This window comes from Nocardia sp. NPDC004573 (genome assembly GCF_053602135.1).
Window position 1 is genome coordinate 370,209 of sequence record NZ_JBSGDA010000002.1, and the last position, 23,878, is coordinate 394,086.

Sequence of the window (23,878 nt, forward strand, 5' to 3'; positions counted from 1 at the left end):
TCAAGCGGAGACCGCGTCGGGGCGGACAGCGGCGAGCTTGTCCGCGAGCGAGTCGAGCAGCGCGGCGCGCTGCTCCACGAGAAAGAAATGACCGCCGGGCAGCAGCTCGGTGGAGCGCAGCCCCGGCAGCACGTCGCGCCAGGCCTCCAACTGGGTGACCGCGACCTGACGGTCGTCGCGGCCGCCGAACAGGTGGGCCGGGCACGTCGGCGCGGCGGCGGGGGCGAAACGGTAGTCGTCGAAGATCTCGAAGTCGCTGCGCAGCGCGGGCAGGAACAGCGCCATCACCTCCGGGGTCTCGCGCACCTCCGGCGGGATCCCGCCGTAATGGCCGACCGCGGCGGCGAACTCGTGATCCGGCAGTTGCGACAGGCGCCCCGGCCTCGGTAGGTGCGGGGCCACCGCGCCGCCGAGCAACAGCGCCCGCGGCGCGATGCCCTCGGGTAGCCGGCGGGCGACCTCGTAGGCGGTCAGCGCGCCGAGACTGTGGCCGAAGAAGGCGAACGGCAGATCGGTCAGCGGCAGCACCCGGGCCAGCGCGACGTCGACGAGGTCGGTGAAGCGGCGGATCGGTGTCTGCGCCAGATGCCGCTGCCGGGCGGGCAGTTCGATCACGCAGAGCTCCACCCAGTCGGGCAGGCTGCGCCGCCACGGGGTGTAGGCGGCGGCTTTGCCCCCGGCGAACGGCCAGCAGAACAACCGCAGGGCCGGGGCGCCCGCGGTCTTGCGGTGGATGGTCAGCCCGCCCGCCTCGGTCGGGCGCGGTTCGACGGGTGCGGCCGACGGCGCGACCGCAGCCGGAGCAATCTTCACCGCAGCGGGTTCCGGTTCGATGGTGGCCGAAGGTGTCACCGTTACGGCGAGATCGTCGGCCGTGATGCTTCCGAGCTCGGGCACGGCCGGTGGTGCCGCCGAATTCGAAACAGACGCGGCCCCAGCGGTGGTCGCGGCCGATTCGTCGAGCAGCGCACGCAGATCACCGACCGTCGCGATCCGGGTAACCGGTGCACCCAACGTCGCGAAGAACTTCGACAGCGGCGCGGACGGACCGACCTCGTAGCGCGGTGTGCCCATGCGCAGTAGTGCGCGCATGTTCGCGGTCCAGCGCACCGGCGCCGAGATCTGGCGGACCAGATGCTCGGCAACGGTTTCGGGCCGGTGGAACTCCCCGGTGTAGTTCGAGGTCACCGCGACCGCGCGCTCGACGCGCATCCGCGGCGCGCAGTCGGCGAGGTGTCCGGCGAATTCGGCCTCGATCCCGCGCATCCAGCGGGAGTGGAACGGCGCGCTCACCCGCAGCGGAACGAACCGCAGATCCGGATGACGTTGCGCGAGCACGACGCGCGCGGCCGAGATCGCGTCGCGCGCCCCGCTGATGACCAGCTGGTCGGTCGAATTGTCGTTGGCCACCTCGGCGCCCGCCTCGGCCACCAGTTCGGCCACACCGGTGCCGGCGATGCCCGGCAGGATCAGCGCGGCCATCGCACCCGCGCCCTCCGGCGCCGCGCGTTGCATCAGCGCGCCCCGGCTGCGCACCAGCCGCACACCGTCGGCGAGTTCGACGACGCCCGCCGCGACCAGCGCCGCGTACTCGCCGAGACTGTGCCCGCCGAAAGCTACCGCCCTACTGCTGAATTCGGTCACCAGCACCCGGTAGGCGGCGATCTCCATCGTCAGCACACACGGCTGGGTGTACTCCGTGCGATGCAGTCGCGGATCCCGCTCGGCGCAGATCCGCAGCAGGTCCTCGCCCACCGCGTCGCTCGCCTCGGCGAAGGTGTCGCGTGCGACCGGGAATTCGGCGCAGAAGTCCGCGCCCATCCCGGTCCGCTGGGCGCCTTGGCCCGGGAAGACGACCGTGTACTCGGCGCTCATCGCAGCACCTCCGCGGTCGGTTCGGCCCCGCGCGGCGCGGGAATGTAGCCGACCTCGGCGCAGTGCGCGAGGTAGGTCCGCACCAGGTCCTCGGTCGGCGGGCAGTCGATGCCCGCCGCGCCGAGCACCCGCCGGGTGTAGGCGCAGTCGGCGTAGGAGCTTTCCTCGTAGTGGATCGTGCCGAACAACTCGATGCCGTACTTGAACATCTCCAGGGTCTGGCTGTCGTAGACCTCGTCGGTGCCCAGCCGGTAGATCTGCCGGTCGGTGGCCCTGCGATGGAATTCCTCGAGCGGCACCAGATCCACCTCGTACCCGGCGCGCTGGACATAGCGCACCACGTCGTAATAGCGGCGGATGTCCGGATTGGTCAGGTGGTAGGTCTCCCGATAGGTGGGACGCTGCGTGGCGATGTGCACCATCGCGGCGCTGACGTAGTCGACCGGGGTGATGTCCCAGTGCACCGGCGTCAGCATCGTCTCGCCGGTCTCGATCATCGTCTTGAGGATGTCGTAGTACGCGCCTTTGACGCTGACCTCGGAGAACGGGTAACGGCCGGTGCGGCTGTCGCCCATGATGTTTCCCGGGCGCACGATGTCCCACAGCAGTCCGCTCTCGCTCGCCGCCCGGATCAGTTTCTCCGACTCGTACTTCGTCTGCTGATAGGGCAGGTGGTCGTAACCCTGGCCCAGTTCGAGATCTCGCTCGGTGAACGGCGGGTTGTTGAAGTTGAGCCGGTCGCCCAGCGCGCTGAAGCTCGACACGTACAGCAGGTACTTGCCGCGCGAGCGCAACGCGAATTCCACGGCGCGGCGGGTGCCTTCGACATTGATCGGGGCCAGCGCGTCGTAGAAGGTGACCAAGGTGGTGCGGCCCGCGGCGTGGATGGTGAGGTCCACGTCGTCGGCCAGGCGCCCCCAGGCGACCTCGTCCAAGCCCAGTCGTTCACTGGAGACGTCGCCGAGCACCGTGGTGACGCGTTCGGCGAACGCCTCGTCGAGGGTCGCTTCCGGATCGTAGGTGCCGAGGAAATGCTTGATCCGGCGCTCGGCCGCGGCCACGGTCTTCCCGCGCACCAAGCAGGTCACCCGCACATCGGTGCGGGTGAGCAGATCGTGCAGCAGTTTGCCGCCCAGCACGCCGGTGACGCCGGTGATGAACACCGACCGCACCGGGATGGGGGCGTCCATGGTCACCACGGGGATGTCCTGCTGCGCCGCCGTGGCCGCGGCGACCGTGGTGGGGCGCGGGCCCTGCTCCCGCGCCACGCCGGTGATGATGCCTTCGGACACCAGATAGCGCGACAGCGACGCGATGGTCGGATACAGCTCGGTCGACTCCGCCGGGATCTTCACGTCGTAGTGCTTCATCAGGCGGTTGAGCATCCGGACGGTGGCCACCGAGTCGAAACCGAAGTCGGCGAACTCGGCGTCGAGATCGAGGTCGTCCGGGTCGGTCTTGGTGAGATCGGCGAAGATGTCGCGGATGTGCTCGGCGAGCCGATCGCGCAACGCGATGTCTGATTCGTCGCCGGACGGCTCGGTACAGGATGATTCGGGAGAAACGAGCGCCGGTGTCTCGACCGGTTCGCTCGGACTCGTCTGGTTCGCATTGCCATTGGTGGCGTGGCCGTTGCGCAGCTGTGGCTGCGGCGGTTCGGCTTCCTGTGCGACCACCGTTTTCGCGACCACCTGCGTCGCCGGGTGCGTGCGTCTGCGGTAATCCTCGGGCACGATCCAGTACCTGCGCCGCGCGAACGGATAGCCGGGCAGGCCGACGATCCGGCCGAAGGGCTGCTCGTAGCCCTGTTCCCAGTCCACGGTCCATCCGCCGGCCCACAATTCGGCCACCCGCGGCAGGTTGCCCGAGCGCAGCAGCGCGCGCACCTCGGCGCGGTCGGCGTCCGACTCGCCGGGCAGTTCGTCGAGGTCGCGGTGGGTGCGTGCCACGCCGTGGAAGACCAGCAGACCCTCGGCGGGCGCGGGGACGCCGGCATCGGCGGTGCTGTCGAGCAAGGCGACCAGTTCGGCCGTGGAGGTGGCCACCACCGCGAGGCGATGGTCGAACGCGGCCCGGCCGACGGCCAGCGTCCACGCCACGTCGGGCAGCGACAGCGGATTGTCGCGCAACCGGTCGGCGGTACGGGCGGCCAGTTCCGCGAGCCGGTCGGCATCGCGCGCCGACAGCACCACGATTCTCGGTCGTCCGTCCTCGGGGGTGGGTGCGATGGGCTCGGCGTCGGTGAGGATCAGGTGGGCGTTCGATCCGCCCGCACCGAACGAGCTGACGGCGGTGACGCGCGGCTTGGCATCGCCGGGGCGCGGCCACGGCGTGGCCCGATCGATGACGCGGAACGGTGTGGCCGCGAAGTCGATTCCCGGGTTCGGCGGGTCGCTGTGCAGGTTCGGCGCGATGGTGTCGTGGCGCAATTGCAGCAGTGCCTTCACCACGCCCGCCGCGCCCGCCGCTGCCTCCAAGTGCCCCACACCGGATTTCGCCGAACCGATGCCGCAGTAGCCGCGCTCGGCCGTCGAGCGGCGATACGCCTTGGTCAGCGCGGCGATCTCGATGGGATCGCCCAGCGCGGTCCCGGTGCCGTGGGCTTCCACATAGCCGATGTCGCCTGCCTCGACGCGCGCCGCGGTCAGCGCCCGGCCGATGAGATCGGCTTGGGCCACGGGGTTGGGCACGGTGAAACCGTTCGTGCGTCCGCCGTGGTTGAGCGTGCTGCCCCGGATCACGCCGTGGATGCGGTCACCGTCGGCGCGGGCGTGCCGCAGCGGTTTGAGCACAAGGGTGACCACACCCTCACCCGGCACGTAGCCGTCGCCGCCCGCTCCGAACGACCGGCAGCGGCCGTCGGTGGAAGCCCAGCGGCCGTAGCCCAGCAGCAAGTATTTGCCGGGGTGGATCGACACGTTCACCCCGCCGGCCAAGGCGTAGGCCGCTTCGCCGCGGCGCAGGCTCTCGCATGCCAGATGCAGCGCCGTCAGCGACGCCGAGCACGCGGTGTCCACCGCGAGACTGGGGCCGGTGAAGCCGAGGTGGTAGGAGACCCGGTTCGCCACCGCGAAGTATCCCGAGATCGGCACGCCGACGAACGCCTGGTATTCGGCGTAACCCACCCCGGCGAAGACTCCGGCATCGGGCAGGCCGCGCGCCGCGGCGCTGCGGCGCACGCGATCCGGCGAGTAGCCCGCGTCTTCCAGCGCGGCCCAGGATGTTTCCAGGAACAGCCGTTGTTGCGGGTCCATCTCTTCGGCGTCCTTGGGGGTGATGCCGAAGAAGCGGGCGTCGAACTTGTCCACGTCGTCGAGGAATCCGCCCCAGCGCGCGTAGGTGGTGCCGGGTTCGTCCGGGTCGTCGGAGAGGTATTCGCGGTGGTCCCAGCGTTGCGGTGGGACCTCGACGATGCAGTCGCGGCCGGCGACCAGATTGGCCCAGAATTCTTCGATGTCCCCTGCCATCGGGAACTTGCCCGCCATGCCGATGACGGCGATGTCCTGGGCGTCGTCCGCGCTGCCGGGGGCGGAGGCGGGTACGGCCGTGTGCGCGGGTGCGACGACGTCGCCGGGCGAAATCGTCTCGGGCTTCGCATCGGTGAGCACGGCCAGTCGCGGCGCGTGCTCGTCGGCGAGATAGCCCGCGAGGTCGCGGACGGTCTGGTATTCGAAGAACAGGGTGCTCGGCAGCGGGCCGAAATCGGTTTCCAACCGGTCGTTCATCTTGCTGATCAGGACCGAGTCGATGCCATAGTCCTGCAACGGGATACGGGTACGGATCCGTTGCGGGTCGAGCCGGCAGTATTCGGCGAGCAGACCTTTGAGATAGGTCTCGGCGGACTGCCGCACGGGCAGGGAACCCGACGACGTGGACCCGGCATCAGGCGACGCGAATCCGTGCGCCGGGTGGTCGGCTCCGTTCCGAAGCAGGCTGTCGTTGGGCGGAGCAGCCGTCGCGGGTGTCTCTTCGGCACTCTGCATCGGTGCCGAGAGGTGTTCGGGAACCGGCTCGACCGTGGGCGGGGCGGGAAGCGTCCCGTCGGCGGTGTCGGACGCCTGTAGCTTTCGCGCGCCGGTCGAGGGGGCCGGTGCACGCATCGCGGCGCGGGCCGGGGCTTCGCTGTCGGCCGGTTGGAAGCCCCCTTGCGGCGAGCGCCCGACCGCAGCCGGCCGGGTGGACGAAGACGCATCCACCTCCGGCGCCCAGCACCTTTCCCGGTCGAACTCGTAACCGGGCAGGTGAATACGGCGCGCGGCCGGATCGGTCCAGCCCGCGAATTCGACCTGGACCCCGTCGACCCACGCGTGCGCCGTCGCTGCCGGGTCGTTCAGCACGGTGGCTCCGGTTCGGTCGGCGGGCGCGTCGATCGTGCCGGTGAAGACCCCGGCGGGCCGATCACCCTCGGCGAAGGCGGCGAGCCGGGCCACGAGGGCGTCCACCGTGTCCGCGACCACCGCGAGGCGATGCTCGAAGCCGCTGCGCCCGAACGCCAGCGTGCGCGCGACGTCCGCGAGCACCGCATCCGGATGCGCGGACAGATGCCTGCGCAGAGAGCGTGCCATTCGGGTCAAGCTCGTCGCACTGCGCGCGGAGAGCACGACCACCTGCGGTGCGCCCGGCGCCGCAGCCCCGGCGGCTGCCGCGGCCGGTGCGTCGTCGACCACCAGGTGCGCGTTGGTGCCGCTGAATCCGAAGGAACTGATCGCGGCGCGCCGCGGCGAACCGTCCCACGCGCGCAGTCCGGTGTTGACGAAGAACGGCGAATCCGCCAGCCCCAGCAGCGGATTCACCGCGGCGACGTGCAGCGACGGCGGCAACTGTCGCGCGTGCATCGCCAGCAGCACCTTGAACAGGCTGGCCATGCCCGCGGCATGCGAGGCGTGCCCGATGTTGGATTTCACCGATCCCACCGGGATGGCGCCGACCGCGCCGGTGTAGCGGCGGAAGGCGGCGGTGAGCGCTTCGATCTCGATCGGATCGCCCAACCGCGTCCCCGTGCCGTGTGTTTCGACGTAGCCGATGGTGGACGGATCGATCCCGCCGTCGCGATACACCGCCAGTTCCAGTTCGGTTTGCGAGCGCACGCTCGGCGCGGTGATGCCATTGGTGCGGCCGTCGTGATTGATGCCGATCCCGCGGATCACCCCGTGGATCGGGTCGCCGTCGCGTTCAGCGGCGGCCAGCGGCTTGAGCACGACCACACCGACGCCCTCGGCGATCACGAAACCGTCGGCGCCGGCGTCGAAACTCGCGCACCGCCCGCGCGGCGACAGCATGCCCATCGACGAGGCGAGCAGGTGGTATTCGGGCGTCACGAACACCGCGACCCCACCGGCCAGCGCGAGTTCCGACTCGCCCGAGGCGAGGCTGCGGCAGGCTTGATGCAGCGCGACCAGCGCGGAGGAGCACGCGGTGTCCAACCCCAGGCACGGACCGGTCAGATCCAGGTGATACGCCACCCGGGCGGGCAGGACGGCCGGGCTGTTGCCGGTGAACAGGTGATGGGAGCCGACCGTGCCACGGTTGCGCAGCAGGGTGGCGTAGTCCGACCCCGGTGATCCGGCGAACACGCCGCATCGGGTGCGCCGCAACGACTTCGGATCGATGGCGGCGTCTTCCAGGGCCAGCCAGCTGTGTTCCAGGAACAACCGCTGCTGCGGGTCCATGTAGTCGGCTTCGGCGGGTACCAGGTCGAAGAACGCCGGATCGAACTCCTCGACGCCGTCGAGGAAGCCGCCCCACTTGGAGTAGGTCTTGCCCGGTATGGCGGGCCCCGGCCGGAAGTGGTCGGCGATCGGCCAGCGCGTCGCGGGGATCTCGCTCACCGCGTCGTGCCCGGCGGCGAGATTGCGCCAGAACTCGTCGAGGTTCGCCGCGCCCGGGAATTGCCCGGACATGCCGATGATGGCGATGTCCATTGATGCCGACCTCTCGCTGGGCCGCTCGGCGGCGGTTCGGGCGCCGGGCGTCGGCACGTCGGAGACGGGAGCCGTCCGGGCGGGCGCCGTCGCCACGGATGCGCTCGTCGCCTCGGCGCCCTCTTGGGCCAGGCGAGCGCTGAGCAGCCGTACCGACGGATGGTCGAACACCACCGTGGGGCGCAGCGCCGAGCCGTACCGCGCGTTGACCCGGTCGATGATCTTCACCGCGAGAATGGAGTCGACCCCATACTCCGAAAGCGGCAAATCCACCCGCACCTCGCTGCGTGCCACACCGAGCCCGTCGGCGACGATGGCCGCGAGCTCGGCCTCGAGCGCCTGCGCAGTGCCGGGCTGTGCAGGTGCGGTCACCGTGGATTCGGTCCGCGCCTCGGCCGCTGGTCGGGCGGCGCCTGCTGGGTGGAGCGGCGCAACGGGGGCCGATTCCACGGCAAGCGCGGGTTGGACCTGCGGTTCGGCGGCGACCGTCGGCTGGGACTGCACGCCGGAGACAGCCGTGGGCTGGCCCTGCAAGTCGGCGACTGTGGGTTGGACCTGCGGATCGGCGGCAACTGTCGGCTGGGACTGCACACCGGAGACGAGCGCAGGCTCCACGTGCAATTCCGCGGCGGCGGCGACCGTCGAGCGAGACTGCGCGACGGCGGGCACGGAGGCGCTGACGGCGGCCAGCAGCCGGAAACTCGGCTCCGGGTCCATGGACAGGCCGGGCCCCCACGAGCGGATCCCGGTGAAACCCGCCGCGGCCAGCGCTGTGTTCCATTGCGACTCGGACAGCAACGGCGAGTGCGGAAGCCGCGCCTCCGGATCGCGGTAGGCGTGCCAGCCCTCCAGCAGCCCGAAAGTCAGCGCGAGGACCTCGAGGTCGGTGGTCGCCTCCGTGCACGCGAGCACACCGCCGGGCGTCAGCAGCCGCCGGACGTTGCGCAGCGTCGCGTCGATCGACCGCGTCGCGTGCAGGACGTTGGCGCAGAGCACCAGGTCGGCTTCGTGCGCGGGGAATCCCTGCGCGACCGGATCGGCTTCGATGTCCAGCACCGCGAAACGAAGATTCTCGCGGTTGCCGAAGGTGCGTCGTCCGTGCGCGACGAAACTGTGCGAGACGTCGGTGTAGAGATAGTCGAACGCGATCCCGCGCTCGGTGAGCGCGTCGAGCACCGCGTGCGTGGAACCACCGGTCCCCGCGCCGATTTCGATGACGCGCAGCGGCCGCGCCGGGCCCGGCCGCTGCGCTACCGCCGACACCAGCGCGGCGAGCAAGCCGTTGGTGAAATCGTAGGCGGCGTTGCCACGGTAGATCGCGCCCACCAGTTCGAGGTCGCCGCCGGGGAACAGCACCTCCGTCGCGGACAGCTCGCCGCGCAGGACGCGCGGATACGCGGTCAGGCAGGCGTCCAGCAACGCGACGTACGGCTGGGTTTCCGGGAAACGCGCGAGCAGGTCGGCGCGCATCCCGCCGGTGCCGGGTGGCGGGCCGGGAACCACGATCCGGCCGTCCTGCGAGCGCACCAGCTCGTGCCGCCGGAGGATGTCCAGGCAACTGGTGCGCAGCCGGTCGAACTCCGGTCGTACGCCCAGGCGCGCGTCCACCGACCGCGCGGTCCACTCCCCCGGCGTGAGCCCCATGCCGGCGAGCGTGGCGAACAGCCGCATCGCCGCGTAACGGCCGAGTTCGGCCTTGCCGGGCTCCACGACGCCCGCGGGCTCGACGGCCGCCTCGAACCGCTCCACCGCGGCGTCGAAGCCCGATCGCGGCGGTGCGATGATCCAGTAATCGGCGCGTTCGAAGGGATAGCCGGGCAACGGGATCCGACGCCACGGCCCGCCGCGCCCACGCCAGTCGACCTCCGCGCCCGCAACCCACTGGCGGGCCAGCTCCTGGTCGTCGTCCGGGGGCGCGGAGAGCGGCGGCCGGGTCTGCGCGTCGACGGCGCCCGTGACCACGGGTCCGAGCTGGTCGGTGCGGAACTGGTCGAGCGCGTCGGCCACCTCGGCAGGTGCGGACGCGACCACCGCCAGGCGGTGCGCCAGGGCGGGCCTGCCCACCTGCAAGGTGCGCACCGCGTCACGGAAATCCGCGGGGTCGAGGGTGCGGAAGTGCCGGGCCATGGTCTCGGCGTACCGGCGCAGTCGCTCCGGGGTGCGCGCCGACAGCACGAAGATCTCCGGTTCGCCCGTGGCGGCCGGGCGGACCCGGTCGTCGAGGTATTCGGCGAGCACCACATGGGCGTTGGCGCCGCCCGCGCCGAACGCGCTGATGCCGGCGTGACGCGCCACGGCGACGCCGTCGACGGTGCGGCGCGGCCACTCCTGCACTTCGCGTGGTAGGCGGAACGGCACGGAGTCGAAGGCGATGGCCGGATTGGCTTGTTCGGCATGCAGTGTCGGCGCGATCCGGCCGTGACGTATCTGCAACAGCACCCGGGTCAGGCCCGCGACGCCCGCAGCGGCTTCCAAGTGGCCGATGTTCGACTTCGTCGACCCCAGGGCGCGGAAGCGCCCGCTGTCGGGAGATCCGCCGAAAGCGGCGGCCAGTCCGGCGATTTCGATCGGGTCGCCGAGCGGGGTTCCCGTGCCGTGCGCCTCGAGGTAGTCGATCGCGGCGGGGTCGACCCCGGCCGCGCTCAGGGCCTCACCGATCACCTCGGCCTGCGCGCCGGGGTGCGGCACGCTGTATCCGGACGTCTGGCCACCGTGGTTGACCGCGCTGCCCAGGATCAGCCCGTGAATGGTGTCGCCGTCGGCGCGGGCGGCCGACAGCGGTTTCAGATACAAGGCGCCGACCCCTTCGCCGGGCACGTAACCGTCGGCCGCGGCGGCGAAGGGTCGGCACCGTCCGGTGCCGGACATCATGCCCAAGCTGTGCAGCAGCAGGAATTTGTCCTCGTGCAGCAGCAGATTCACCCCGCCGACGAGCGCCGCGTCGCATTCGCCGTCGAGCAGGCTGCGCCGCGCCAGGTGCAGCGCGGTCAGCGACGCCGAGCAGGCGGTGTCCACGGTGAGGCTCGGCCCGCGCAGGCCGAGAGTGTAGGAGGTGCGGTTGGCGATGGACGACGGGATCGAGGCCACCGCGACCGGATCGCCTTGGCGGCCGGCCGCGACCCCGAGCAATCGGTAGTCGCTCCAGGTGGAGCCTACGAACACGCCGACGCGGCGATCCCGCACTGCCGGATCGGTGTGGTGGTAGCCGGCGTGCTCCAGCGCCGCGTACGCCTGCTGCAGGAACAGCCGCTCCTGGGGGTCCAGCAGCGGCGCCTGGACGGGTGGGATGCGGAAGAACTGCGGGTCGAAACCACCGACGTCACGCAGGAATCCGCCGATCATCGGGGGCGCGCCGGGCGCGTCGCGAGCGGCGGTGAGCCACCAGCGTTCGGCGGGGACGGGGCCGACCGCGTCGTGTCCGTCGCGCAGGTTGCGCCAGAACTCCTCGATGTCCTCCGCGTCCGGGTAGCGACCGCTGATTCCGACGATCGCGATGGGCTCCGCGACGGACGGGCGATGCCCGGCCGGTGCGGGCTCGGTGACGGTGGCGGTCGGCCGCGCGGCTGCCGGTTGGAGTCGTGCGCGCAGCGCCTCGGGCTCGCCCCATACCGCCGCCGAGTGCGCTCGGTTCAGCGTGGCGCAGGACAACAGCAGGTCCAGTCCGGTCGCGGTCGGCAGCAGTCCCACACCGGCCCGCCGCAGCGCGGCGATCTGTTCGGCGGGTGGACGCATGCCGCCCTCGGCCCACAACGGCCAACCGACACTGATGGTTCTGCTTCCGGCCTGATCGCGCTGTTCGGCGAAGACATCCAGATAGCGGTTGGCCGCCGCATAATCCGCTTGCCCCGGGTTGCCCAGCACCGCGGAGACGGAGGAGAACAACACCGTCAGGCGGACCTCCGGCAGCGCCCGTGCCAGGTGTGTGACGCCGTAGACCTTCGGCGCCAGCACCGATATCGCGTCGTCACGGCCGGTGCCCGCCAGCAGTCCGTCGCGCAGCTGTCCGGCGCCGTGATAGAGCACCTCGACGGGGCCGAACGTGGCGTGCGCGATCGCGGCGACCCGGTCGGCGTCCGCGGCCACCGACACGTCGGCGCGTACGTGCACGGCTTCCGCGCCGAGGTCGCCGAGTTCGGCGAGCAGCTCGGCGGCCGCCGCGTCGAGCGGACGGCGCGATACCAGCACCATCCGGGCCCGGTATGCGGTGGCGAGGCGGCGGGCCAGCTGCCTGCCGATTCCGCCGAATCCCCCGGTGATCACGACAACCGACCCCGGGCGCGGCACCGTGCCCCCGGACCTCGGGGTGTCGGCGATCAGCCGGGATCGGCGGATCTGGCGTCGCCCGCCGAGATAGCGGATCTCGGTGGCGAAGTCACGTTCGTCGACGCCGAGTTCGACGGCCACGATGTCCTCGATCGCACCGCCGGGCTCGCGCTGAACGGCCCGCAGGATCGGTTGTGGCTGCTCGAGCCGCAGTGTGCGTGCCAAACCGCCCAGGAGGGCGCAACTCGATTCACCGGCGCGGGTGGCGGGCGTGAGAGCGAGGATCCGCCGCATCGGCGGTTCGGGCGCCGAGGCGGCCGCGCGCAGCAGGTCACGCAGCGGCAGATACACCCGTTCGACCAAGGCTTGCGGGTCGGTCTCGGTCACCGCTTCGGGCCACAGATACACCGCGGCATCGAAGCGCACCCGCCGGGATGCCAGTTGAGCGACCAGCCGCTCCATGTGCTCTGGGTTCGCCGGGTCGACGTCGAACCCGTCTGCTCCCGCCAGGAACTCGTTGCCGGGGCGAACGCGGACGACCGTGGCCGCGCCGTGCGGGTAAGGGTGGTCAGTGGTATCGAAGACGAGCAAAGCGGCCGGTTCGCGACGTGCGTGCGCGGTGGGGTCGGGTTCCCAGTCGAATCCGAAGGTGATCAGATCCTCCGCCGCTGAGGGCGGGGCGGATGCCACCGGCGTGGCGACTGTTTCCGATGCCTGGGCGCTGGTAGTCGATAGTGTTGCGCTCGAGACTGATTCAGTGGGATTGGCATTCGTTCCGACAGGCGCCGCCGCCGGGACGGCGGTGTCACCCGGTCGGTAGTTCGCGCCGACGGTGTCGGTGAGGTGCCCGGCGAGCGCCTCGATGGTCTGGTATTCGAACAACAATGTCGGGTAGAGCGGCTCGCCGACCCGGGCCTCCAGTTCCGCGGTCAATCGCAGCAGGCGACCGGAATCCAGGCCGAGTTCGTAGAAGCCCACGTCCGTCGCGATGCCTGCGGGCTCGGCGCCGAGTTCGCCCGCGACGAGTGCGGCCAAGTCGGCGGTGATCATCGCACGCGCGTCGCCCGGGGCGGTGGGCGCGGACACAGCGGTGGGCGCGGCCGGTCGCTGCGGGGACGCCACGTCCGGCTGGGTCAGCAACCGCTGGATGTCCGCGCTGCCACGCACACGCTTGGATGTCAGCCGATACCGCGCCACCGGTGACCCGTCCGGATCGTAGAGCGCCACTTCGGCTTCGAGCAGATCCCCACCCTGCCCGCCGCGGAGCGAGGCCCGCACGAAGACCTCCTCGGGAGTGGCCCGCCAGGCGCGGACGTCACCGAAGTAGATCGGGATGAACGCGCTGTCGGCGTCCACGCCGAGCCGGTGCGGGTCGATGAACGGCACGATCGTGGAGGCGTCCAAGAAGGTGGGATGCAGCAGGAAGCCGGGGAGATGCGCGGCTGCCTCGGGGCCGAGCGCCAGCGTCGCGGTGACCACGTCGTCTCGGCGGGCGAAATGCCCGGTGGCGCGCATGAACGCGCGATGCTCGATACCCCGGCTCCCGCTCTGGGCATACATCTCGGCGATTCCGCGCTCCCCCGCCGACGCCCGGAATCCGGTGACATCGATTCCTCGCGGCTGCCCTGCTGACTCCGTCTGCTGTACAACGCATTCCGCGACCGGCTCCACCGCCCCGACGGGCACGCCCACGGCATCCAAGCGCTGCACGTCGATGGCGACTCGGCCGGTCGGGCGATCGACCCGGAACGCGATGCGCGCCGCGCCGTCGTCGGCGAGGGCGACCGGACGCTGGAACAACGCTTCCCGGATCGTCAGGTCACCGGGCTGGTACCCGGCCGCCATCGCCGCGCGCAGGATCATGTCGAGATACACCACACCCGGCAGGATCCGTACACCGTGCACTCGGTGGTCACGCACCACCGGGTCCTCGGCCCGCAGGGTGGTGGCGAAGCTGTTCAGGTCGATCCCGCTCATACCAGCGGCTCCACCCGGAGGAACGACGGTGCGGGGGCGCTCGTCGTCATCGGCACCACGATCCGCGGCGCGGGCTCCGTCGATGTGCTGGGAACCGTTTTCGGCAGCATGAAGCTCCTCTTGCGGAATGCGGGTGGATCCAGGGGACGGCGCGTCGGCCGGTGCCCGTCGGGTGCCTGCTCGATGACGAGGTGGGCATTGGTGCCCCCGAAGCCGAACGAGCTGACGCCCGCCGCGCGGGGCCTGCCGTCGGCGGGCCGCCACGGGCGCAGTTCCCGATTGACCTGCAAGGGCGAACCGGTGAACTTGAAACGCGGATTGAGGTTGTCGCAGTGCAGCGACGGCGGCAGCGCCGCGTGGTGGACGGCCAGGATGGTCTTGACCGCTCCGGCGATGCCCGCCGCGGAAAGCAGATGTCCGATATTGGTTTTCACGCTGCCGACCGCGCACGGCTCCGGACCGCGCGACCGGTCGCCCAGCACGGTCGCCAGCCCCTTCAGCTCGATGGGGTCGCCGATCATGGTTCCGGTGCCGTGCGCTTCCAGATACGACAGCGCGTCCGGCGACATGCCCGCTACCTCGAGCGCCGCGGTGACCACCTCGATCTGCGCCCGCATGTTCGGTGTGGTGATACCCATGGTGTGCCCGTCGTTGCCGATCGCCGAGCCGCGCAGCACCGCGTAGACCCGATCGCCGTCGGCGAGCGCGTCGTCGAGCCGCTTGAGCAGCAGCAGCGCCGCGCCCTCGCCCGGTACGAAACCGTCGGCGTCCTCGGAGAAAGTCGCACACCGTCCGTGGGGTGAGAGCACGCCCGCCGCAGACAGGGTGACGAACGGCATCTCGTCGAGCAGCACCTCCACCCCGCCGGCCAGCGCGGCGTCCACCTCGCCCGAGCGCAGTGCCTGGCAGGCCAGATGCACCGACAGCAGCGACGACGAGCACGCGCTGTCGAGCACGACGTTGCCCGCGTGCCAGTCGAAATAGTCGGAGATGCGCGCGGCGATGAAGTTCTGGCCGATGCCGATGACGGTGTGCCGGTCCGGTATCGGGATCCGGTGGAAGTAGTTCGCCGCCCGGCTGCCCGCGTAGACGCCGACCCGTTTGCCCGCCAGTTCCTCGCGCCGGTATCCGGCGTCGGTGGTGGCCAGCACCGAGGTCTCGAGCAGCAACCGCTGCAACGGGTCCATCTGCCAGGCCAGTTCGTCGGTGACCCCGAAGTACTCCGGATCGAACAGATCGACGCCGTCGACGAATCCGCCCCACTTGCTGTTGGTCAGTCCGGGTCCGCCGGTCGGGCGGTAGAAGCGGGCAGGATCCCAGCGAGCCGGGTCCACCTCGCGGATGCCGGAGGCGCCGGTGGCGAGCAGACGCCAGAACGCGTCCGGAGTGTCCCCGCCCGGCAGGCGGCAACCGATGCCGATCACGGCGATCGGCTCGGCGGCCCGGCCGCGGCGGGCATCGGCGGCCCAGGCGGCTGTGGTGGGACGCGACTCCCGCGTTTGTTCCGCGGGCTGCGGAGCGCTCGGCGTCCGCTGCGTTTCGGCAGCCGGGGCCGCCGCGAAACGTTCCGGGTACTGTTCGGTCAACAGCCCCGCCAGCGCGTCCAGCGTCGGGAATTCCAGCACCAGTGCCGGGTCGAAGGGCTGGCCGACGACCTGCTCGATCCGGCGCACCGCAGAGGCGATCAGCACCGAGTCCGCGCCGTACTCCTCGAACCGCTTGTCACCCTCGAAACGGGCCGGAGCGAGTTTCAATTCGTCGGAGAAGATCTGCAACAGTTCCTGATACGCCGCCGCGGATCCGTTCGCCGCCATGGGCCGCGCCGCCGGGACAGCCTGCGGTGCGAGGCGACTCGTGCGTGTCGAAAGGGTCAGTGCCGCACCGTGATACGGCAAAACCACCGGATCCGGCAGGCCGAGGACCGCGTCCAGCAGCTCGAAACCCTCCGCGGCGCTCAGCGCCGGAAGCCCGGTGGCCCGGTAGGCCGCGCTGGTCACCTCACCGAAACCGGTGCCGCGGAACGAGGGCCATTCGATCGACCGGAAATACGGCCGTCCGACGGCGTGCTGGGCTTCGGCGAAGCGGTCGAGGTGCGCGTTGGCCATCGCGTAGTCCGACAGGCCCACCGCCAGACCGGGCAGCACCGCCGACACCGAGGAGAACAACACGAAGAAATCCGGACGGTCGGCGGCCAGTACGTCGGCGAGGACCGCCGTGCCCGCCAGCTTGGGTTCGAGCACGGTCGCGACGGCGGGTCCGGTCTTGCGCACGAACGCCGGACTCTCACCGGAGACGCTGCCCGCGCAGTGCAGCACGCCGCCGATCGGACCCAGTTCGCGCCGCACGCGTTCGAAGAAGCCGGACAACGCCGTCTCGTCGGTGAGACTGCCGAAGTAGGTCCGCACCGCGACGCCGCGATCGCGCAACGCGACCAGCCGCCGCACCTTGCCGGCCACGGGCCCGGAGCCTGCGGCCACCCGGTCCCAGTCCGCTTCCGGGGGTAGTGTTTCCCGGCCGAGGACGGCCACGCGGCGCGCTCCGCGTTCGACCAGCGCCGCCACGAACTCCGCGCCGAGCCCACGGGTACCCCCGCTCACCACATAGGTGCGAGCGGGATCCACCACGAGACCGGCGCGCGGCCTGGCGTCGGCGAGTTCCACGGCTTCGCGTCTTCCGTTGCGGTACCGCACCCGCGGGGCGCTGTCCTCGGCGCACTCCGCGCCGAGGATCGCCAGCAATCGCGTGGGATCGGCGCACACCGCCGCGCGCTCGGCGACCACATGGACGCTGCGTGTGCGCACGTCACGGATCTCCTCGGCGAGCGCCGCGACCAGACCACCCAGCGGCGCCGACTCCGGTCCGTCGGCGCCGGGATGTCCCGCCGCGACGTGCACCAGCGCGAGCGCACCGGTGCGCGCCTCGATCACACCCTGATACAGCCCCATCCGGCCGAGGTCGCCGGTGGGCCGACCCGCCGGCGCGGGAACGAGGTCGCCCACGTCGAGCACGCAGTCGGTGCCGGGATATCGCGCCGCCAGCTCCCGGCCGAGCGCGGCGCCCGCGCCGAAGTCGTCACGGTTCAGGTCTCCCGGCAAGTCCGACAGGCGCACCAGACGGCCGGGATCGCCCACCGCGTCGACGAGCGCTTCGATCAGCGGCTGCGGGGTGCGCGCGTCGTACACCACCAAGGCGCGGCGATCGCGCAGGTCACCGGAAGGCAGCGGAGTTTCCCGCCAGACCGGGATCAGCAATCGACGTTCCGGCAAGGCGGTTTGCCGGGTCGGCGCAGGCTGTGGAGCGGGTGCGGGCCACGCGGCCGACGCGGATTGCGCCGGCCCGGATTCCGCTGCCGGATGGTCCGCCGGAAGTGGCGGCGGCGCGGCGTCGGACCATTGCCCTGACGCGAGTTGCGGCGATTCCGGCGGGCGCGCATACCTCGGATCGAGAGCGGGCTGGGGCCCGAGGACGAGATTCGCCGCTGATTGTTGTGGCAGCGACGCGAGGTCAGGCCCGGACGTGGACGGCTCTGCGAGTGCGGACTGTGCCACCGGGTCGGTGCCCGCTCCGGCCTGCCGACTCGTCGTGAACTGCGGCGCGGCAACGGTTCCCGCGGTCGGAGCGCTCCGCAGGGCCGGCACGGAATCTGACCCGGGCGCAGGCGTGAGGTCCGGAATCCAGTACCGCTCACGCGCGAACGGATACGTGGGCGCGGGAATACGGCGTCGAGGTCCGGGATCACGAACGGTCGCCCAGTCGATGTCGCCGCCGCCGAGCCAGCGCGCGATCCGGGAATCCTCCCCCGCATCCAGGCACGCCCTGGCGCCGGGTGCGTCATCGACCCACGCGCGGACGGCGGCGCGCAACTGGTCGACGTCCCGTGCGACGAACGCGGCGCGAGCGCGGCCCGCCTGACGGCCCACCTGCATGGTGTAGGCCAGATCGGCGAGGTTCGGCTGCTGCGCGGCGAGGTAACCGTCGAGTGCGGCCACGTACTCCGCGAGGCGCTCGCGATCGCGTGCGGAGACCGGGACGACCTGCCCGCCGCTGAACCGGGTCGGCGGCCTGCGGTCGACATACTCTTCGATCACCACGTTCGCGTTCGCCCCGCCCGCGCCGAACGAGCTCACCGTCGCCCGGCGCGGCCGCGCCGGATCGCCGCCTGGCCAGGGCAGCGGCTGGGCCGGGATCCGGAACGGGGTGGCCGCGAAGTCGATATTCGGGTTGGGCGGCGTGGCGTGCAGGGACGGCACGATGGTCCGATGGCGCATCTGCAGCAGCACCTTCGTCAGCGCCGCGACACCGGCGGCCGCCTCGAGGTGGCCGACATTGGACTTCACCGAACCGATCGGCAGCTCCGACACACCCGACCGACCGAAAACTTTGGCCAGACCCGCGATTTCGATCGGATCGCCCAGTGCGGTGCCGGTGCCGTGCGCTTCGACGTAGGACACCGACGCCGGATCGACGCCGCCCGCGCGCAGCGCGGAACGGATCACCGCCGCCTGCACGTCGGGATTGGGCACCGTGAACCCGTTGACTCGGCCGCCGTGGTTGATGGCCGAACCCTTGATGACGCCGTAGATGGTGTCGCCGTCGGCTTCGGCGTCGGCCAGCGGCCGCAGCACCATCGCCCCGACACCCTCGCCGGCCACATATCCGTCGCCGCCCGCGCCGAAGGAGCGGCAGCGGCCGTCGGTGGAGGCGAACTGCCCTTGGCTGAGGGCGACGAATTTGTAGGGGTGCAGTGACAGATTGACCCCGCCGACCACCGCCAGCCTGCATTCGCCGGTGCGGATGCTCTGGCAGGCCAGGTGCAGCGCGGTCAGCGAGGACGAGCAGGCGGTGTCCACCGCCATGCTCGGCCCTTGGAAGTCCAGGGCGTGCGAGACACGGTTGGGGATGCTCCAGAACGTCGACCCGGGCAACGTGCCGCGCCCGAGCCGGGACTCCTCGGCCCCGAACATCTGGTAGGTGCCCCACATGACGCCGACGAACACACCGGCCTGTTCCGGGCGCAGGCCGCCGCGCGCCAGATCGGCCCGGGAGTGCCCGGCGTCTTCCAATGCGGCCCATGCGGTTTGCAGGAACAGCCGCTCCTGCGGGTCCAGGATCTCCGCCTCGCGCGGGGAGATCGCGAAGAACAGCGGGTCGAAGCAGTCGACGTCGTCGAGGAATCCGCCCCATTTGGTGTAGGCGGTGAACGGGTTGTTCCGGTCCGGAACGAAATAGCGGGTGTGATCCCAACGGTCGCGGGGGATCTCGGTCACGCAGTCGCGTCCCTCGATCAGCACCCGCCAGTACTCGTCGAGACCCTTCGCACCCGGGTAGCGTCCGCTGACGCCCACGATCGCGATATCTCCTACCGCGCCGCTGGGGTGGCCGGAACTCGAGGCCTCGGCCGCATCAAAGGCGGCCGGGTTGTCCGAAACGTGCCGGGTCATCGGCCGCGAGGCGGGCCGAGTGTCGTTCATGGGCGGGCGCTCGATCGCGCTCGCCGCACCGTTCGCGCCCGGCCCGTCGGTGTGCGCGGCGAAACCCTCGCCCGCAGCCTGCGATCGAGCAGCTACGGCTCCGTTCGATGCGGTCGAAGTCCTCGTGGGCGTCCGCGCCGCCGCCCGATCGGAGGAATCGCCACGGCTCTCGACCGACGGCGGCGCGGACGGATCGGCGGCGGAGCCCAGCCGCACCAGCAGGCCGACCACCGCGCGCGGAGTGGGGTACTCGAAAGCCAGCGTGGCGGGCAGGCGGTGACCGCTGGAGCGCGACAGTTCATCGCGGATCTCGAGCGCCGCCACCGAGTCCAGCCCCAGTTCGTGCAGCGGACGATCCAGATCGTCACCGGGCGCCAACCCCAGGCAGCGCCGCACGAGAGCCTCCATCCTGTCGGACAGTTCGGCGGTATCGGTTGGCACGGCCACGTTCTCGACCGGCGCGGCGAAATCCAGCAGCACATCCGGCACGTCGGCCCCGGTCGTTTCCGCAAGCGCGAGCGGCATCGCCGTGACCGCCGGTGTCGGGGAACCGATCAGGCGGGCCAGTATGTCCAACGCCTGCGCGGGGCGCAGCATCCCGTAACCACGGCGGGCCAGCCGCTGTACGGCGCCGCTGTCGAGCTGCTCGACCATGCCGGTGTCCGCCCACGGGCCCCACGCGATCGACAGCGCGGGCGAGCCCGAGGAGCTGCGCGACTCGGCCACGCCGTCGAGGAAGGCGTTGGCGGCGCCGTAGCTCGACTGGCCGGGCAAACCGACCACCGCCGCGGCCGAGGAGAACAACAGGAAGAAACGCAGGGAGCGATCCGCCGTCAGTTCGTGCAGGTGCCATGCCCCGAAGGTCTTCGGTGCGAGGACGCGCCCGACCCGCGCGGCCGTCTGCTCGGCGATCACGCCGTCGTCCAGCACCCCGGCCAGATGGGCCACTCCGGCCAGCGGCGGCAGCTCGCGGTCGATCCATGCCAGCGTGGCCGCGACGGCGTCGCGATCGGCGACGTCGAGCGACCGCACCCGGATCCGGGCGCCACGCTCCCGCAGTTCGGCGATGGCCGAGCGGGCTCGCGCGTCCGGCGCCGACCGCCCCGCGAGCACCAGCTCCTGCCACCCCCGGTCGACGAGCCAGCGGGCCAGTCGCAAGCCGACTCCGCCGAGCCCGCCGGTGATGAGGACGGTCCGTCCCGCTCCGGAAACCGACTCGTCCGGCACGGCTTGCATCGGAACGAGCCGCGGCACGCGACGACGTCCCTGACGCAGCGCGAGCTGGCGTGGCGCGTCGGGGACGACGAGTGCGTCGGCGACGGTTCCGGCATCGGTCACCTGATCGATATCCAGTACGCGGCAACCCATTTCGCGGTGCTCGAGCTGCGCACTGCGGGCGAAGCCCCACAGCGCGGACTGCTCGGGCGCCACCGGATCGGTGGAACCGACCCGCTGCCCGTACCGGGTGACCAGCCACACCGCGGGTTCCCCGGCCGCCGCGGCGGCCTGCACGAGGTGCACAGCGCCGACCACCAGACGTTCGGCGACGACCGGCGCGGGCGCGTCGTCGGCCGAGAGCGCGACCGCCGAGACGATCCCGCGCAACGGTATGCGTCCGTCGCGCACCGCACCCAACAGCGCGCGCACCGCCGCCGGTACGCCCAGGTCGACCTCGAATTCGTCGTCTGCGCGGAACGCGAAACCACGGCCGGGACGGGCGAATACACACTCCCCGCCACGCGCCCGCACGGCGTCGGCGAGCCCGTCGGCGAAGTCCCCGGACGCGCCGATGATCAGCCAGCGTCCGGCCGCCGAGGCGGGGAGCGCGGCGTCGGTCTCCTGCCAGGCGATGCGATAGGTGTCCGCCAGGAACCGATCGGGCAGCGCACGGGACGGCTGCCCGCCCGAGTGCGGTGTGGGGCTCGGCATCACTCGCAATCCGTTCGCGACCAGCACCGGGTTACCCTCCTCGTCGAGCAGTCGAACATCGGCGACGCACAGCTGTGGCGTCTGCTCGACGACGCGCACATGGCCGAATCGAACGGTGCCCGCGGCGGGCGAGACGAGCACTCGGTCCACCGCGAACGGCACCCACGTCTGCTGCTCGGCGCGCGGCGACATCGCCGCGTAGGTGGCTTGGAACGCCGCGTCCAGCAGCACCGGATGCACCGGCGCGGTGCCGGTGCCTGTCTCCGGATCCGCCAACGTGACCAGGGCTTCGTGCCGGCCGAAGCGCACGTCGACGACGCGGCGGAACGCCGGTCCGTACGGCAGGCCCGCTCCGGCCAGCAGCTCGTAGAAGGCCGCCGCGGCGAGATGTTCCCGGCAGTTGCCGAGGACCTCGGCCAAGCCCGCGCCGTCCGGGATCCGCTGCGCTGCGGCACGGACCTGAGCACGCGCGTGCGTGCCGGAATCTTCGGTCGTCACCCGCACCGCCAACCCGTCGGCGAGCGGCTCGAAGCCCACCCGCACCGGTCGCGGGCCGGTCAGGGTGAGTCCGCGGGTGATCACGAGGTCGTCGATCGCGATGACCGCACCGGCCACCAGGGAGCGCGCCCTGTCGGCGATGGTCGCGACGAACCAGGCGCCCGGTACGACGACAGCGCGGTCCACGACGTGGTCGGCCAGGTAACTCGGTTCATCCGGCGCGAGTCGCACATCGAAAGTGGCTGCGCCGCCGTCCGATCGAGCGGTGATCGAAGCCGCAGCCTCTTCCGGGCGCGCTGAAACGTCCGTGTGCGGAGGGAGAGTGCCGCTCGGGGGATACGGAACGCCGAGCCGCGTCGAACCGGACGCCTCGGCGACGGCAGTGCCCTCCGCAAGCGTGCCGAGGTTTTCCGACTGCCCCCGGTGGTCCGAGAGTGCGGTTGGGGGCAGTGTGGCGAGCCTCGCATCCGGCTCACCCGCGATAGTCGTATGCCCGGAGACGACGGCGCTCGGAACCGCGAGCGGCGCATTGCCGGTTCGTGGTGAAAGGCCCATGGATCGTGTGGGTGCGGTCCCCGCATGTGCGTCTTCGAAACGCATCGCATGATCGGGGTCCCCGGCCGGAGCGCCAGATACCGCGAACTCAGCGGTATCCGATCGCTGCTCGAACCAATAGCGTTGCCGCTGGAACGGATAGGTCGGGGCGAGCACCCGTCGTCGCCCGTGCGGCCGGTGCACCTGCTCCCAATCCACCGGAACACCCGCGACATACAGCTGTCCGAGCGCGGTCATCATCGTCTCGCGGTCACCGCGGCCGCGGCGCAGGGACGCGGCGAACCTCGCCGAGTCGCCCAGCACGCGCCCGGCGAGCGCTGACAACGTCGGCTGCGGACCGATTTCGAGGAAGTCGCCGATGCCCAGCTCGGCCATGGCCCGCATCCCCTGGGCGAAGCGCACCGGCTGACGCGCATGCCGTGCCCAGTACTCCGGGGTGAGGTCGCCCGCCCGCAGCGGTGCACCGGTGAGATTCGACACCAGCGGAATCGCGGGGTCGGTCATCGTCGCCCTGGCCGCTGCGAGGGCGAGGTCGTCGAGGATCGGATCCATCGCCGCGGAGTGGAAGGCATGCGACACGGTGAGGGCGGCGGACCGGAAACCGCCGGCCGCCAGTTCGTCTCGGAGCCGGTCGAGCGCGGCTTCCGGTCCGGCGATCACCACCTGGGCCGGTCCGTTGTATCCCGCGATCGACACCGCCGGCCCGTACCGCGCGACCGATGAGGAGATCTGCTCGGCGGGAGCGTCGACGGCCATCATCGCGCCGCCCTCGGGCAGGCGCTGCATCAGCCGCCCGCGCACGGCGACGAGCTGTAAGGCGTCCGCCATGGTCATCGCGCCCGCGGCGCAGGCGGCGACGTATTCCCCGACGCTGTGCCCGAGCACCGCGGCCGGGGTGATCCCCCATGCCCGCCACAGCTCCCACAGCGCCCACTCGACGGCGAACAGCACCGGCTGGGTGAACGCCGTCTGCCGCAACAGCTCCGGACCGTGGTCGCCGTAGACGGCCTCGACCAGCCCGATGCCGTCCGCGATCGGTCCGAGCACGGCGTCGCAGTTGCGCAGCGCGTCCCGGAAGACCGGTTCGGAGTCGAACAACTCACGCGCCATGCCGGGGTACTGCGATCCCTGCCCGGTGAACAGCAGGGCCACCTTCGTCCGTGCTGTTCGTTCCACACGGCCGTGGATCAGCGTCGGCGGCCGGTCCCGCAGTTGCCGCGCGGCCGCCGCGCCGGTATCGGCGACCACCGCTAACCGCTCCTCGAAATGGGTCCGCGCGGTCGCGGCGGTGTAGGCCAGATCGCCGAACGACGCGTGCTCCGAGGAGATTTCGTCTGCCCAATTCCTGGCGGTGTCGTCGAGGGCGGTCCGGTCGCGTGCGGACAGGAC

The 23,878-nt window shown here is 71.2% G+C and carries 3 protein-coding genes (1 of these 3 running past the window's edge); all 3 read right to left on the reverse strand.

Annotated elements, in window-relative coordinates:
• Tightly spaced (each overlapping or abutting the next), the 3 genes in view from ACWEKR_RS05065 to ACWEKR_RS05075 form a layout consistent with a single transcriptional unit that may run on beyond the window.
• Entirely contained in the window at positions 1-1,875 is a 1,875-nt protein-coding gene (locus ACWEKR_RS05065) for a thioesterase domain-containing protein (RefSeq protein WP_452353374.1), read from the reverse strand.
• Positions 1,872-14,036 carry an SDR family NAD(P)-dependent oxidoreductase gene (locus ACWEKR_RS05070; RefSeq protein ID WP_452353375.1) on the reverse strand — a complete coding sequence of 4,055 codons (12,165 nt, stop codon included), beginning with the start codon at positions 14,034-14,036 and terminating at the stop codon, positions 1,872-1,874. Before ACWEKR_RS05070 ends, ACWEKR_RS05065 begins: the two co-directional genes overlap by 4 nt.
• Positions 14,033-23,878: the final stretch of an SDR family NAD(P)-dependent oxidoreductase gene (locus tag ACWEKR_RS05075; RefSeq protein ID WP_452353376.1), read on the reverse strand. 11,679 nt of this gene lie beyond the right edge of the window; only the last 9,846 of its 21,525 coding nucleotides appear in the window; its start codon lies off the right edge, out of view; it ends in the stop codon at positions 14,033-14,035. The genes ACWEKR_RS05070 and ACWEKR_RS05075 overlap by 4 nt, the downstream gene beginning before the upstream one ends.

What these genes read in the sequence shown, in the direction of transcription:
- ACWEKR_RS05070 (WP_452353375.1), bottom strand. Translation starts at nt 14,036, where the DNA reads ATGAGCGGGATCGACCTGAACAGCTTCGCCACCACCCTGCGGGCCGAG.
- ACWEKR_RS05065 (WP_452353374.1), bottom strand. Translation starts at nt 1,875, where the DNA reads ATGAGCGCCGAGTACACGGTCGTCTTCCCGGGCCAAGGCGCCCAGCGG.